Annotated in this window: 2 protein-coding genes; both read left to right on the top strand. The window is 70.4% G+C overall.

Going from position 1 to position 16352, the window contains the following annotated elements; all coding sequences use genetic code 11:
* Window positions 1-31 precede the first annotated feature (31 nt).
* A complete protein-coding gene (locus tag C8D87_RS15915) occupies window positions 32-1561 on the top strand; it encodes a WXG100 family type VII secretion target (protein WP_112227239.1) in 1530 nt (509 codons plus the stop codon).
* 62 nt (window positions 1562-1623) lie between these two features.
* Window positions 1624-16350, top strand: a complete 14727-nt coding sequence (locus C8D87_RS15905) for a hypothetical protein (protein WP_146771722.1) — start codon at window positions 1624-1626, stop codon at window positions 16348-16350.
* Window positions 16351-16352: the final 2 nt, after the last annotated feature.

Raw genomic sequence — 16352 nt, 5'->3', positions numbered from 1 at the left:
TCCCCAAACCCCACTCCCGTCTCCTCCCGGGATGAACATCACCGAGGAGAACAAGCTCAAGGGCTCGTTGTTCATCGAGGCCTACGGCAGCCTGATCGACGGCATCAGCAAGGACGCGGAGTCCGAGGCCGAGAAGGCACTCGACATCACGTTCAACGCGATCGGCGCGGCCTCGGCCACGGTGATGCTGGCGATCGACCCGCTGGGCAGCATCATCGGCGCCGGTGTCGGCTGGCTGATCGAGCACGTGTCGTTCCTCCGCGACGCCCTGAACCAGCTGATGGGCAACCCGGAGGAGATCCAGGCCAACGTCGAGGCCACCAAGGCGCGCGCGGCCGAGCTGCGGGTGCTGGCCGAGGACCACAAGAACGGGCTGGCGACGTTCGACGGCTGGACCGGTACGTCGTCCGAGCGCTTCAAGGCGTCGATGGACGGCATGTCGCAGGAGCTGGACGAGCTCGCCAGCGCCGTCGAGACCAAGGCCAAGATCGTCGCGATCATGGGCATGCTGGTCACCGTCCTGCGCGACATCGTCCGCGACCTGATCGCCCAGCTGATCGGTTCGCTGATCGGCGGTGCGCTGATCGCGGCGGCCACGATGATCCCGACGTTCGGTGCCTCGATCCCCGCCTTCATCGGCTTCGCGGTCGGCAAGGCGGTCGCGCTGGGCACGAACATCGCGGCCCGCGTGGCCCGCGTCGTCGCCGCCCTCGGCCGGCAGATGAAGCGGATCGGCGACCTCGACGACATCATGGCGAAGATCAGCAAGGGCTGGGAGCGCTTCGAGAACTCCGCCGACGTCGCCGAGATCGGCTACGAGGGCTGGAAGGCTTCGAACGGCGTCGACAAGAAGATCGACGAGGCGGTGGCGAACAACCAGTCCGGTGGTGGCGGTACCGCTACGGCTTCCGCACCCAACGCGGTCGCCAACGCCCGTGTCGGCACGGTCCAGGCGGAAGCGCCCACCATGCAGGCCCTCTCCCGGGCTCAGATGAACACGGTTGAGGCTGAGCCCATGCACGCGGTGAGGCGGATGGCCGCGTCCGAGCCGATGCACGTCGCCGAGCCGATGCAGGCGTTGCGGCCGATGCAGGCCACGGAGCGTGTGGTCGCGGCCGAGCCGTTGCAGCCGTTCCAGACGGCGCACCGCGTAGAGGCCGTCCAGGCCGAGCCGTTCCAGGCGGCACATCGCATGGCGGCGGCTTCGGACTCGACCGTGGCGTCCGGTGTCTCGATGACGGCGGGAACGCCGGTCCAGCCGATGCAGGCGCGGGAGATGTACAGCAGCGTCGAGGCCACCCCGGCCGAGCCGCTGCAACAGGCGGCAGCGTTCGAGCCTCTCGCGCGGACCCAGATGTCGCACACCTTCGAGGCTCTCGAGCCGACGAGGGAGAACCACAACCCGCTCCAGGCGCACACGGCCCACTCGGCCCCGGTCGAGGCCTCCGAACCGCTCCAGCGCGCCGCGGCCTACGAGACGACCGCCCAGTCCGGCGGCGCCCCGGTCCAGCCGCTCCGCCCGGCCGTGATCCACGAGCGGTCCACCAGGCCGTCGGAGTAGTCCCCAGCCGGGACCCTGCCAACCCTGCTTTGTTCTGACGCAGCACTGGAGAAAAGCCGCTCATGGCCAAGGGGAACGCCAATCCCGCACCGTCGCCGTCGCCGAACACGAACCCGGCGCCGAACCCGACGCCCACCCCCTCGCCCACGGGTACCGGTGGGGGCAACCTCCCCACCGGCAACAGCGGCTTCTCCATGAACGACTCCTCGATGCAGGGGTTGCAGAGCAAGGCAGGGGACCTGGGGTCCCGGCTGGCGAGCATCTCGAGCGGCCTGCGCGGCCTGAACTTCAGCGGCAACGCGCTGGGCCCGATCGGCCTGTTCGCGGTACCGGCGCTCAACGCGTCCAACGACAACGCCGTCTCCCAGGCCGACAAGGGCGCCAAGGCGTTCACCGACGTCCAGGCGAACCTCAAGGCCACCCACCAGACGTTCGTCCAGACCGACGCGAACCAGCAGAAGACCTTCGGCTCGTTCGACACCTCCACCAACGCCAAGCCACCACCCGGCGCGGCCAACACCACGCTGGGCAACAACGTCCAAGGCGGCCCCAAGGTGTCCGGCCCCGGCTCCATCGCCGGCGGCGGCGTCAACACCAAGGGCAACAACGTCCAAAGCGGCCCCAAGGTGTCCGGCCCCGGCACGATCACCGGCGGCGGCGTCAACACCAAGGGCAACAACGTCCAAGGCGGCCCGAACGTGACCGGGCCAGGCTCGATCAAGGGCGGCGGCGGCTTCACCGGCGGCGAGGCCAAGCCTCCCGGCGGTCCTTCCGTCGGCGCCGTGCCCAACATCAAGGGCGGCGGCGGTCCCGTGTCGGCTGGCGGCGTGAACACGCCAGGCGGCCCTGCTGTCAGCCCCGCACCCAACATCAAGGGCGGCAACGGCCCGATCACGACCGGCGGCGCCAAGGGCCCCGGTGGTCCCGCAGTCGGTGCCGTACCGAGCATCGCGGGCGGCGCCGGCCCCATCTCGACCGGTGGGGCCAAAACTCCCGGCGGTCCCGCCGTCGGCGCCACGCCGAACATCAAGGGAGGCGCCGCCCCTCTTTCCAGTGGCGGCGCCAAGGGGCCCGTTGGTGCAGGCGTGGTGGCACCCCCGGTCATCGGCGGCGCAACCCCCGGCTCCCCCGCGTCCTCGAAGCCCGGCAGCACGCCAGGTGGCAAGGGCCCCGGAATTCCTTCCGTGCCAGGCGGAACCACACCCGGCTCGACCACCCCGGGCTCCAAGCCCGGCGTGACCCCACCCGGCCCGCAAAGCGCCGTGACGTCCCCGTCAACCAGCGGCCCGCGCGGCGCCACCCCACCTCCCGTCGCCCCCGGCATGGCCCCGCCCATGGCTCCCGGCGCGCCCGGCGCCCAGACCGGCGGTGACAGGGGCGGCAACAAGTTCGGCAGCCCAGGCGGCAGCAAGGGCGTGTTCGACGCGCCAAAGCCCAGCACCCCCGACAGCACCATCTCCAAGCCCCCACCCGGCTCGGCCACGACTCCCCCGCCTGCGCCCAAGCCAGGCATCCCTGGATCGCCGACCACGGGTTCTCCGGGCTCGCCGGCACCTCTGGGCTCTCCGGGTTCGCCGAAGCCAGGTGTCCCCGCCACCCCGCCTCCGGCAACCCCGGGCACTCCGCCTCCCGCAACCCCCGGCTCGCAGAGCGCGGTGACCACACAGCCTCAGAGCAGCCCGCCACGCGGCGGCATCACCCCAGGGGCCACACCTCCCGCAGCAGCCGCACCCGCCGCCGCCCCGCCAATGGCACCGGGCGGAGCGAACCCCGGCGCAGGCACGTCCGAACGCGGCGGCAGCAAGTTCACGTCCCCGCCCACGAGCCCGGGCAAGGGCATGTTCGACGCGCCCAAACCCCCCACCCCCGACAACACCATCTCCAGGGCCCCAGGCACCTCGCCGTCGACCCCACCCCCGGCCCCGAAGCCGACCCCACTCTCACCGCCGCCGTCGTCGACGACGCCGCCGGCATCGACGCCCAGCCCGAACGCGCCCACCCCGAACACTCCGGGCCCCAACACGAACACCGCACCACCCACCCAGTCGCGCCCGGCCCCAGCCGCGCCGCCCCTGAACACGCCTCCGACGAGCGCACCCACGGCCAACGTTCCGCCCGCGAACACGCTGTCCCCCAGGCCGGACACGACGCCGTCCACGCAGCCGCCAAAGGCCGACACCGCACCCGCGCCGACGCGGCCCGCACCGGCCACACCCACGCCGAACGTCTCGCCCGCACCCGCGCCCAACGCCAACACACCATCGCCGAACCCGAGCACACCGCCGGCCAACACGCCCGCGCCCAACGCGAGCACGCCGCCGGTCAACGCACCTGCGCCCAACCCGGCACCCAACATGCCACCGCCCGCAACGCCGTCGCCCACGCCGAGCGCCAACACGCCGTCGAACGTCCCTCCGGCGAACACGCCCTCCCCCAAACCGGACACGGCACCCAACACCCAACCGCCCAAGGCGGACACGTCACCCGCGCAGACGCGACCGGCACCGGCCATGCCGACGCCGAACGTCTCGCCCGCACCCGCGCCCAACGCGGCGACCAACGTGCCGCCGGCCACAACGCCGTCCCCGGCGCCCAACCCGAACACGCCGCCGGTCAACGCACCCGCGCCCAACGCGGCGACCAACGTGCCGCCGGCGAACCCGGCGCCGACCCCCAGCAGCCCGCCGGTCAACACGCCGTCGCCGAACCCGGCGCCGAACCCAGCGCCGAACGTGCCGCCCACCACCACGCCCAACCCCGGCGACTCGGGCGTGAAGACGCGTCCGGCCCCCGCGGCGAACGTTCCCTCGACGTCGCCCAGCACCAACACCACGGCGAACACCACCGCCGCACCCGACGTCGTCGTGGCGCCGGTACCGAGCCCCGGCCCGAACGCACCGTCGCGTTCGAACCAGGCGCAGTCCGACAGCGGCTCGGACACCGACTCCGTCTACGAGGACGCCTCGGACCAGACGGTCGAGCAGCGCATCGAGAGCTACAAGGCCGATGACCCGAGGCAGGACTCGCGCTGGCAGGTGACGCCGGACGGGTTCAAGTACCTGCCGAACCAGCCGTCGGAGTTCGTCGGCATCCACGTCGACGCTGACACCACGATCGGCCTGACGCCGTACATGGCCAAGCAGTGGCTGGCGGACAGCGGGATCGACGTGCCGGCGAACAGCGGCGTCAACGAGTCGATCATGCCGCTGCTCTACGACCCCGAGGTGGGCGGCGGCAACCGCAAGCCCGAGTCGTACGGCATCAACAACGCCGCGGACTTCCACAACGAGCTGATGGGCCTGGCCCGCGAGAAGCACATCCAGGGCCAGCAGCACCTGGTCGACGCGGTGAACGACGTGGCCAACCACATCACCAACCGGTACCCGCCGAGCGACTTCGCCTATGTCGGCCTGGGTCGCAGTCCGGCCGCCGTGGTCGCCGCGCTGCAGAACCAAGGTCACGACGCGGTGTCCATCCCGCTGTCGAACTTCCGGCCGCCGCCCTCGGACCCGAACTCGATCCTCGCCCCGTCGTACGCGGCACACGGCGGCAAGGTCGATCCGTTGACGCCCCAGCAGCAGGAGATGCTGAACGCCCACTTCGACGAGTTCCTGGGGAATCTGCCCCCGGACCGCAACGTGGTGCTGATCGACTACACGCAGGGCGGTCTGTCGCTGGTGTCGGCGCAGCACCAGCTGCAGCAGTACCTGAGCGACCACAAGGGATCGGACGCGAACGTGCACGCGTTCGCGATGCACCAGGACATCGACACCGCCAACCTCGGCAAGACGGTCGACGCCGCCGCGAAGCCGGGGTCGTTCAAGGAGGCCGTCTGGGAGACGGTCTGGGACACCGGCCGCGCCGCGGACCGGCAGCAGTGGGCCAGCCGCTTCGAGGCGTTCCCGATCACCAAGGACAACCCGCTCGGCGACGCGTTCCGCAAGGAGGTCTTCGACGACCTCGCCGAGTACGGGTCGTACAAGATCCTCGACCAGAACCCGGCCACGTTCGAGCAGGACCGCCCCCACCGGGAGCACAACACCCCGCCCGGCACCACCACCGGCTACGAGGTGCTGGGCGACGCCGTCCGCGAGGGCAGCCCCAACACCGACACCAACACGGCCGCGGACAACAACGCCTCCGCGCAGAACAACACCGGCGACAACCGTCCCGCACCGACCAGGGACACCCCGCCGCCACCACCCGCTTCGAGCACGAACCCGAACACCGACACGAAGACCGACGCACCGAAGCAGGTCCGCAGCGGCGGCGCCCCACCGGCGATGACCCCGCCGACCCCGGAATCCCACCGGGGCAAGGACGTCCTCACCGACGAGTCGTGGCGGCACGACCCGGCCAAGACCGCCGACTGGTCCCAGCCGGACAACCCGGCCGACCGCAGCACCTGGGCCGATCGCCGCAACGACACCGACGTCCGCACCGTCGACGTGGTCGTCCACGACGTCCGCACCGACAGCACGCCGTCGAACATCAAGTCCTACCAGGGGCTCATCAACTACGACCTGCGCCGCATCGAGACGACCCCGGGCAACTTCGTGCAGGAGTACACCGTCAAGGTGCACGTCGACCCTGCCGCGGACGTCGGCCCGGACGTCGTGCAGCACGTCAAGGACAACGCCACCGCCGGCGTGAACAACCTGCTGAACCAGGGTTTCCGGCTCCCGAGCGGTGACCAGTTCCACCTCAACCTCGAGTTCACCGACAACAAGGCCGACGCCCACACCAGCATCAAGGTCGACCCGAACAACCCCAACGTCGACCAGACGCACTGGAACCCGGACACCAGCCAGGAGGTCCTGGCCCACGAGACGCTGCACTACCTCGGCATTCCCGACGAGTACAAGGACTCCAGCCGGGTCTTCCAGCAGCACGACACCAACTCCGGCGTCCACCAGAACGACGGCGGGCTGATGGGCGCCGACGTCCACCTGCCAGACCCCGGCATCCGGCCGCGCCACCTGTGGCTGATCGAACGCACCGCCAACAGCCAGGTCATGGTGCCCGACACCACGATCAACCCGGCCGGACCCGCCACCGTGCCACCCCCGCCCGGCTGGACCCCGCCGAGCAGCACGAACCCGGCGCCCAACACCACGACCAACACCGACACCGCGCCGAACACCAGCCAGGACACCGAGACCCGCGGCATGCCGAAGCGCGCCGCCGGCTGGGACAGCGACAGCGACTCGGACACCGACGCACCCCCGCTCGACGACCGTCCCACCAAGAAGAAGTACGACGGCCCGTCGTACGGCGAGCCCGGCCCCAGCAACGCCGGACTGTCCACTGTGGACACCGACCGGAACACCCATGCCGACGTCGACATGCACGACGCCCAGATCGACAGCCAGGTCGACGCCCTCACCGACGCGCTCAACGACCTGTCCCTGGGCAACGTCCAGTACAACAAGGCGTTCGGGGACCTCGCGAACGACGGCTTCGACCTGCCCACCAAGGACAACTACCTCGCCAAGCTCAAGGAGAGCGTCGAGGCGGACAAGCGCCCGTCCTTCGTGGTCAACATGATCGTCAGCCACAGCGATCTGGGCAGGATCAACGACGTCATCAACTCGATCACCGCCGACGCCGGGCCCACCGGCAAGGACATGGTGTTCGTGGTCGGTGTCAACGGCCCCAACGGTTCCGGCGCCGGCATCTCCTCCAGCATCACCCAGGCGAACACCGCCGTCTCCGGCAGGCCCGAGCCGATCGCACTCGTGCCGCTACCGACCTTCGACCCGAAGGACGGCTTCCCCTACGGCACGATGCGCAACGAGACGATGCACAGCCCTGCCACGACGTTCGCCATCGGCGCGATGAACGGCAAGGGCACGCACCCGTACATCTCGTTCCAGGACTTCGACACCGGCTCGCGCAAGGTGACCGGCGACCAGAAGGACATCTTCAACCACGTCAAGGACTCGCTGAACCCACCGGGCGCCGGCCCTATCCGGCCGCTGCTGTACTCCGGCGGGTACCGCGTCGGCGACCCGAACGCGCTCGTCAACGACACCCAGGCCCGGATCGACAGCGAACGCAACAAGGTCAACAGCGACACGAAGCTCTCGCCCGAGAAGAAGGCGGAGAAACTCGAAGAACTGCGCGTCGCGGAGCAGCAGCTCCAGAACCCCGCCGAGTTCGTGCAGAAGTTCCAGCAGGCGATGAGCGACGACATGGACGCGCGCAACCGCCAGAAGGACTCGGCTCCGCTGCTGCCGTACTCGCCGGAGCCCAACCTCTTCATGGACGCGAACGTCACGGTCGTCGACCCCGACGTGAAGTTCAGCAAGGACGGCAACGAGTTCGGCGGCCTCAGCCAGTCGATCAACAAGTTCGCCGGCAACGAGATCGCCGAGATCCACCAGAACCAGCTGCCGAAGCCGGAGCTCAACCAGGACGTCAAGCAGGCCAAGGAGAAGCTCGAAGCCGACATCAGGGCTGAGGGCGGCACGCCCAGCCCCGCCCAGGCCAAGGTTCTCGCCTCGCTCGACGCCGAGATCAAGGCCAAGGAGGTCCGCGCGGCGGCCGATCCCGAGTTCACGGGCAAGGCAGAGCAGATGGTCGTCGACTCCGGCATCGACGTCGACCTGAAGACCAACCGCAACCCCTACCGCGGCGAGAACTTCACCAGCGACTTCGTCAACGGCGCCGTGGGCACCGACCTGTCCCGCCTCGCGCTCGGTTTCGCGAAGAGTGAGGGCAAGTCGTGGCCGCAGTCGCACGTCGCGCTCACCTCGGTGACGAGCCGCATGTACGCCGGTGTCCCGGACGCGACCGGCAAGGTCGACCCCCAGGCCGACCGGGCGGCCAAGGCCGACGTGTCCGGTGCGAAGATCCGCGACGAGTTCCAGGACAAGAAGCCCAAGGCGGACGGCAGGGCGAACCCGAAGAACAAGCCGCACGAGCAGCGCGAAGCCCAGCAGCTCGTCAGGCACACGGAGACCGGCAAACAGGGCGGCTGGAACCCGTCGGACGCCGACGCGAAGAAGCTCGGCATCCAGGACAAGAACACCCTCAGCACCGCGGTCTCCGCCCCGGTCGAGGGGCACGGGCACATGGGCATCGACCCGACGGCCAAGCAGGAAAAAATGGCCGCGATGCTCAACCTGGCGTTGTCGTCCAACCCGAGCAACGTCACCCGCACGTTCGGCACGCTGGAACACGGCGTCCTGCCGATCGCGGCGGACCCGCGGCCGGACGGCATGTTCAACGCCGTGCACGAGGCCATGGTCTCCAACGCCGCGGCCAACCCCGCCCCGTCCGGTTCCAAGAAGGGCAGGGGCAGCGCCGCTCCGGAGATCAAGTCCGCGAAGGACCTGCGCGCGGGCGCGATCCAGAAGGGGTCGATCGCGTCACCCGCGATCACCAAGCAGATCGCGAACTTCCGGCAGGAGCACGGCCTGGAGAACGGCCACCTGGTCACCGCGCTCATCGAGCCGGGCCCGGCACCGAAGACCGGCATCCCGGCGCACTTCAACCCCGGTTCCGGCGATGTCGCGGTCGACAACTCCACCGAGGACCCGAACTGGACACCGCCCACCGCCGCTGAAGCCGAGGCCGACGCCAAGGAGAACGCCGCCGAGAAGAAGGCCGACAACGCCAAGACCGCCAAGGCGGAGGAACTCGCGGCCAAACTGCTCGCGACGGAGATCGGCCGGCCGATCACGATCCACGGCCCGAACGGCACCCAGACGACCGTAGAGCCGTTCTACGAACCCGCGCCGGAGATCAACTCGAAGTCCAAGCCCGCGGACATCAAGAAGGCGGGGAATTGGGCGCCGCCGACGTTCCCGCCGCCGCTGGAGCTCGACGGGCACCCGCAGCCGAACGGCAAGACGCGCTTCACGCCGCACGACCCGGCGAACCCGCCGCAGCGGCTCGGCGATCCGGGTGTGGGCCCGTCCGGCAGCGGCCCGATGGACGTGGATCCCGACACGTCGCGCGGCAACCCCGGCCCGTCCCGCGACGACGGTGATCCCGGCCCGTCGACCAGGGGCGCGCCGCCCGCACCGGACACCGACACGCGCCCCGCGCCGCCCGCACCGGACGTGGAGACGCGACCGGCACCGCCGAGGCCGACGCCGAACCCGGTCATCCCGATGACCGCCCAGGCGCCGCCCGCGGTCGGCCAGGTGATGCCTGGAACCCAGAACCTGCCGGAGTTCTTCCAGAGCAACAAGGCGCTGGGCACGATCGCGCCGACGGACGTGCGTGGCGCCGAGAACGTCACCAGCGCCATCCCGAACCTCAAGCCCGCCGACGCCGCCCGCATCCAGCAGGCGCTCAACGGCGACTTCGAGTCGTTCCTGGACAACGGCCGCAACTTCCAGGTCAAGATCGGAAACACCTGGTACGAGGCGAACGTCCGCGCCACCATGCAGGCGCAGACCGCCACGGCACCGGTGGAGGCACCGGGCGTCAAGGTCGACATGGGCGCGCAGTCGGGCAACTCGTCCTCGACGACGCACACCGTCGCCACGGCCAACGACATCGGCGGCTCGGCCACGGCCGGTGTCGCGATGGGCCCGTACGGCTCGCTCGGCGGCAAGGCGCAGCTGGCGACGCCGGCGCAGGCGCAGAGCACGTCGTCCTCGCTCACCGACCAGCGGATCATCCGCGCTGGCGAGGGTTCGACGCAGGCCACCGTGCAGGTGTCCTACGACATCACGCTGACCGACGCCAACGGCCGCGTCACGACCATCGACCCGGTCACCACCGGCACCGACGTCACGCTGCAGATCCCGAACGACCTCGCGAAGATCGTCAACTCGGGTGCCGCGTCCGCCGCGGTCACCCCGCCGGACGCCAAGTGGGGCGCGAAGATCGAGCACCCCGCACCGGAGGCGGTGTCGGTCGGCAACCAGCAGAAGGCGTTCGCCGACGTCGCGGCGAAGCTGCACCCGTCGATCACCAAGGTCGGCTCGCCCGGCCGGGAGGCGCTGCAGAACTTCCTGAGCCCCACCGAGATCCGCAACAACCTCGGCGCGATGCTCGGCGGCGCCTACGTGACCTCGCCGGACCTGATCAGCCCGCACGCGAGCAAGGGCGCGGCGGTGCAGATGACGGCCAAGCTGCAGACCGCGGAACTGGTCGGCACGCTCGACACCGGACAGCTGCGGCTGCACGAGGTCGCGTCGCACAGCAGCGGTGTGTCCTCGACGACCAAGTCCGGTGGCGACGTCACCGCCGGGTTCGGCGGCAACATCGGTGTGCCCAACGCGGTCGGCGGCCAGGTCGGCGCCACGCTCGGCTACTCCGCGCGAGTCGCCGAGAACGTCAACGCGGGCACCAACACCAGCCACCGCACCGGCATCCAGCTCAAGGGCGACACCGGTCTGTACAAGGTCACGGCCGAGGTCGAGGTCCGCACGCCCAGCGGTGCCGACGTCAAGATCCCGGTCACCACGTACCTGCGGCTCGGGCTGCCGGAGGCAGGTGCGCTGGGCCTGCCGACACCGGACGGCACCAGGAACAACATCGTCGACGAGTCCAACAAGGGCAAGAAGTTCCCTCCGCCCTACCTCGGCGACGCGCTCGCCGCGGGCAACGCCAAGGTCGGCGAGTTCGAGGTGGCTTCCGAGGTGCAGAGCCAGGTCGAGGGCGCGTTGCGTGACCTGCCCGGCTTCGGCAGGTTCCTGCCCAACTGGAACAACCCGGACGCGAACCCGCGCAGCAGCAAGGGCCAGAGCTTCGGCGACGTCGCCGAACAGCTCGCGAACCAGCGCAGGCTGACCTCACAGCTCTCGCCCGCGGCGCTGAAGGCCAACATGGACAGCCTGATGGGCCCCGGCGTCCAGGTGCAGCTGAAGAACAGCGGCAAGACCAGCAACACCTACGTCAACATCACGGTCAAGGCGAAGGTGTCGGACCCGGTGCACCTCGGCCAGGCCGACGCGCGCAACGTCCGCGAGTCGTCGTCGACCGGCCCGAAGCTCGACAGCTCGACCGCGACCACCAAGGGCTGGAGCGGCGGCGTCGAGGGCAAGGTGACGATCCCGGCCAAGACCAGCGTCGCCTCGCTCACCCCGACGCCCCAGTTCGGCGTGAAGTACAACCACTCGTGGACCGACAAGACCTCGGCCGGCCCGACGGTCAACAGCACCTCGCTCAACGTCGGCAGCCCGAACGCCCAGGTGTTCCGGGGCGACGTGGAGTTCGAGGTCGAGATCACCACGTTCACCCGGCCTCGGGCGTGGGTGCGGCGAATCGTGCCCGGCGCGCCGGGATTCCACTCGCCCGAGCAGAGCACCGTCGCCAAGACCGGGGACGGCGGCCTCAAGCCGATCAAGGGCGGGGTCAACCTCTGGGTGTCCGACAGCTCCACTTTGGACACCAACCCCGGCAACGGGTTCAAGCCCGGTGACCCGGAGCCCAAGGTGCTCAGGAACGCGCCGACGGTCCAGCAGCTGCTGACCACCAGGCCGAAGGAGAAGTCGCCGGACTTCCTGCACGTGGAGGCAGTGGCGAACACGACGGCGCTGCGCGACCAGGCCGTCGACGCGCTCAACCGCGCGGCGGGCGGCGACTCGGCGCTGACCGTGCCGGGCACCGCGTCGCGCGCCCAGATCGACAAGATGTTCTCCCCTGAGAACATCAAGGCGAACCTGCGCAAGCTGACCGAGACCGGCATGCAGGAGCAGGGCCTGAAGTACGACCGGCGGGTCACCGACCGCACCGGCGCGATCGGCGTCTCGTTCCAGCTGGCCAACCCGAGGCTCGTGTCCGTTTCGGACAACACCGGCACGGAGAACGCGCACACCGGCGGTTACAAGGCGAGCCAGTCGTCGTCCACCAGCCGTTCGGCCGACATCACCGGTGGCGTCAACGTCCCCGTCAAGCCGAACGTGACCGCGCCGCCCGCCGGCGAGCCCACGCCTGCCAGCGGTTCCGGCGGTGCCGCGGTGGCAGGCAAGGTCACGCCGTGGTCGGACTCGAAGTCGTCGTCCACCGAGGTCGGCGGTAGCCACGACCGCAACTTCGTGACACCCGGCGGCGCGCGCACCGTGCTGGTGCAGCTCGACGCGGACGTCACGGTGGTCGGTGAGAGCCGGGCGGGGAACTTCCTGCAGGGCGGCACGCCGAAGGCCGAGGGCGCGACGGTCACCCTGCCGAAGTCCGTCTTCGTGCGCGTGACCGAGGACGTCGCGCGGGACATGGGTCTGCTGCCCGACGTCCAGCCCAGCGTGCCCAAGCCGGACTTCCCGAAGATGGCGCCGCCCTCGACGGTGGCCAAGGACCAGCCCGGCGCACTGGGTCTGTCCGTTGTGGAGAGTGCTCCGGACCTGTCCGGCGTGGTCGCGCAGCTCACGCAGGATGTGAACGCCAAGACCGCGAAGCGGTTCGGCGACCCGCTGCTGCCGGACTCGGTGCTCAAGGACTCGATGAGCAACCTGCAGCGCCTGGTCGACTTCAGCTCACCCGCCAGCGTCAAGGCGATGATCGACAGCGCGCTGGACGGCGGCGTGCCGTTGCTGGTGCACCAGCCCGGCACGTTCGGCAAGGACTCCTACCAGGTCACGTTGCGGGCCAGGGCGGACACGCCGAAGTTCCAGGAGGTCGTCAACGACGGCGTCGAGATGGAGTCCACGATCTCCGGCTCGCACAAGGTGAGCGACGGCCAGGGCCGCGGCACGGGCTGGGGTCTCGGCCTCAAGGCGCCGGGCCTCGCGGCTCCCGGCAGCGCGAACCCGAACGTGTCCGGCACCGCGGGTGTGATCGCGGCGGCGAACATCGGGCAGTCGAAGAGCAGCTCGGTCACCACGTCCACGGCCGACCAGCTCGGCCACTTCCGCGCCGCGAGCGGACCGGCGGCGCGCTACACCGTGCCGATCGAGTTCGAGCTCGTCGTGGAGAAGGGCGACAAGGTCGTCGCGACGGCCCCGAGCGGACCGCAGGAAATGACCGTCCGGCTGCACGCGGACAACCAGAAGGTCGCCGGACAGGCGAACCCGAAGCCGTACTGGACGGAGATCCACACCCGCACCGCGGACCAGGGCAGCCCGCAGGCCGCTTCGCAGTGGCAGCAGAACGGCAGCCCCGCCACTCTTCTGCCGGGCGCGTCGGTGGAGAACCTGCGCGGCGCCAAGGACCTGCGCGAGGCGACGATCCGGGCGCTCAAGGACGCGGGCGCGGGCAAGGGCCTGACCGGCAAGGGCACGGGCTCGTTGAACAGCCTGCTGGCCACGCTGAGCCCGGAGAACCTCCAGCCGCACCTGCCGTCGATGCTGTCCGGGCCGTTGACCGTGCCGGGCCTGCACGAGGCCGCCCTGACGTTCGGCCAGGACGCCGACGTCAAGGTCTACGCGAAGCTGGTCGACCCGTCACTGGGCGCGCTCAGCGACAACGTGGCGATGGAGAACCCGAAGTCGCAGGTCACCTCGACCAGCGGCGAGGCGAAGGTGACCGAGAGCGGGGACGTGTCCGTCGGGCTCGCGACCGGTGGCGCGGGCATCAAGCAGAACACCGATCCGAAGGACAACGTCAGCGTCGGCGTGAGCGGTGTCGAGCTGCGTCACGCCGCCGAGGACTCCACCTCGAACTCCGGTGGTCCCACCGACAACAAGACGAACAACCTCAAGCCGAAGGCCACGACCGGCCTGGTCCAGTTCGGCGTCGAGTACCGCGTCGTCGCCACGATCGGCGGCAAGACCTCCGTCGTCGACCTGTCCGTGCCGAACTCGGCCGCGGTCCGGATGCCGGCCGCGGACGCGCAGACGGTGCTGGGCCACGAGTTCGGCCAGGACCTGAAGGACGCGCAGGCCGAAGTCAAGAAGGCGGCGGACGACTGGCGGACCGCCGAGGTCGCGGTCGACACCGCCCGGCACGACGCCCAGCGGGTGATCAACGAGGCCGCGGCGAAGCTCGCCAGGAACGACTCGGAGTTCACGCAGGTCCAGATCGACTACAACGCGGCGATCGAGCGGCACCTGGACGAGCAGGCCAAGCTGCCACCGCTGCAGGCGTGGGCGGAGACCGCGAGCCGCGAGGCGGTTCGCACGCTCGACACCGTCGCCGAGCTGAAGCCCCGGGTCGACGGTCTCGGTGCCGTGGCGCTGAGCACGCAGTACGAAGTGGACGGCGCCAAGGCCGATCGCGACGCCGAGGCGGAGTCGCTGCGGTCACTGGAGGACCAGCTGGCTCGCACACCCGACGCCGCCGGCCTGCGCGAGCAGGTCGACGCCGCCCGTCTGGCGCACGCTGACGCGGAAGCCGCGGTGCGGACGGCCGAGGCGGAGGCAGGTGCCGCCCGGACGGCGTTGCAGGAGGCGCAGCGACAGCTCGCGGACGCTGAGGCCGAACTGGTCGTGCAGCGCGGCGAGGCGGAGACCAGGAGTGCGGACCTCGCGGCGCAGCAGGAGATCGTCGCTCAGGCCGACGCGGCCCGCACGGCGGCGGAGACCCGTCACGAGCGGGAAGTCGCACGGCTGAACGCGGACCGCGCGGCGCACGAAGCGCGGATCGAGGAAGCGGAGACCAAGCTCGACGACGCCCGCCGTGCCGCTGACGACAAGCAGAAGCAGTGGTGGGACAAGAAGGCGGTCGTCGACCAGAAGATCGCCGAGTACAACAACCCGCGGGTCGAAACGGAGTCCACCAGGAGCGCGCCGCCGCCTCCCGACGCAGCGAGCGCCTCCGGCAACGACGCGGCTGCCACCGAGAGGCGGGCGCCCAGGAGCGTGCCCGACGTGGTGATCGACAGCCACCTCAAGGCGTTGACGGCGGACGCGATGCAGAACGCCTCGCCGCTCGCCAGGGACGTGGAGACCGCGCTGCGGACCAACCCCGGCACCTACCTCGACCACGAGGCGGGCCTGGACCTGCTCCGGGCGTCGGTCGTGCTCGGCACCAGGGCCGACGACATCGCCACGATGATCCAGCGGCACGGTGCCGAGGCGGTCGCGCGGTCGTTCAACCGCGAGTTCGGCCGCCCGATCATCGAAAGCGCTCAGCTGCAACAGTTCGGCGACCTCGGCACGCCGGAGAGCCGGACCGCGTTCGACGGCTGGGCGCACCGGATGTCGGAGACGATCAGCAAGGCCGTCAGCAACAACAGGACCGCGCTCGGCGCGGCCACGGGTGCCGAGCCCAAGACCACGTTGCAGGACAACGGCGTGGTCGACGAGGACGTGGTGGTGCCGTCCGCTGCCCCGGCGAGCACCCTGCCACCGGCCAACGGGCAGACCACGAACACGTGGAGCCCGCCGAGGACGATGCAGACCCCGCTCGGCGCACCGGTGACCAGCCCGGCCGTGCCGGCGGCGATGCCCGCGCCGTCCACCCAGCAGCAGCTGCGGTACCTCAACGAGGACGTGCTGGTCCGCCAGCCCACCCCGCCGACCTCCCCCAACGGTCTCTACGCCGCGATCGGGCAGGCCAGGGACGTGGATCCGGCGACGCTGCGCCAGCAGGTGGTGAGCCTGGCCGCCACCCACCAGGCGGTGAGCAGGGCCGTGGCCGACTTCACCATCAACCGGCCGATGCACCAGGGCCATCTGTACGGCGCGCTGGTGGAGAACATCAACTGGCACATGCAGGCGGACCCGGCCGAGAACACCGGCGCCGGCAACGCGCGCGACCTGCTCGGTCACCTGATCGCGACCCGGCTGAGCGTCAACGTGCGGATCCACCAGCCCAACGGCAACGTGGTCCTGCTCCGGCCGATGGGTCCGCCCTTCGAGGAGACCGTCGACGTCGAGATGGTGATGGACGGCCGCCAGGTCACCTACCGGCTGCGCCAGGGGGTACAGCCCGGCGTGCAGATGCATTAGCG

This window comes from Lentzea atacamensis (assembly GCF_003269295.1).
In the GTDB taxonomy this organism is placed as follows: Bacteria; Actinomycetota; Actinomycetes; order Mycobacteriales; family Pseudonocardiaceae; genus Lentzea; species Lentzea atacamensis.
This window is presented reverse-complemented; position numbering and strand designations above follow the sequence as displayed.

Coding starts and splice junctions, on each gene's coding strand:
- C8D87_RS15915 (WP_112227239.1), top strand. CDS start 32: ATGAACATCACCGAGGAGAACAAGCTCAAGGGCTCGTTGTTCATCGAG.
- C8D87_RS15905 (WP_146771722.1), top strand. CDS start 1,624: ATGGCCAAGGGGAACGCCAATCCCGCACCGTCGCCGTCGCCGAACACG.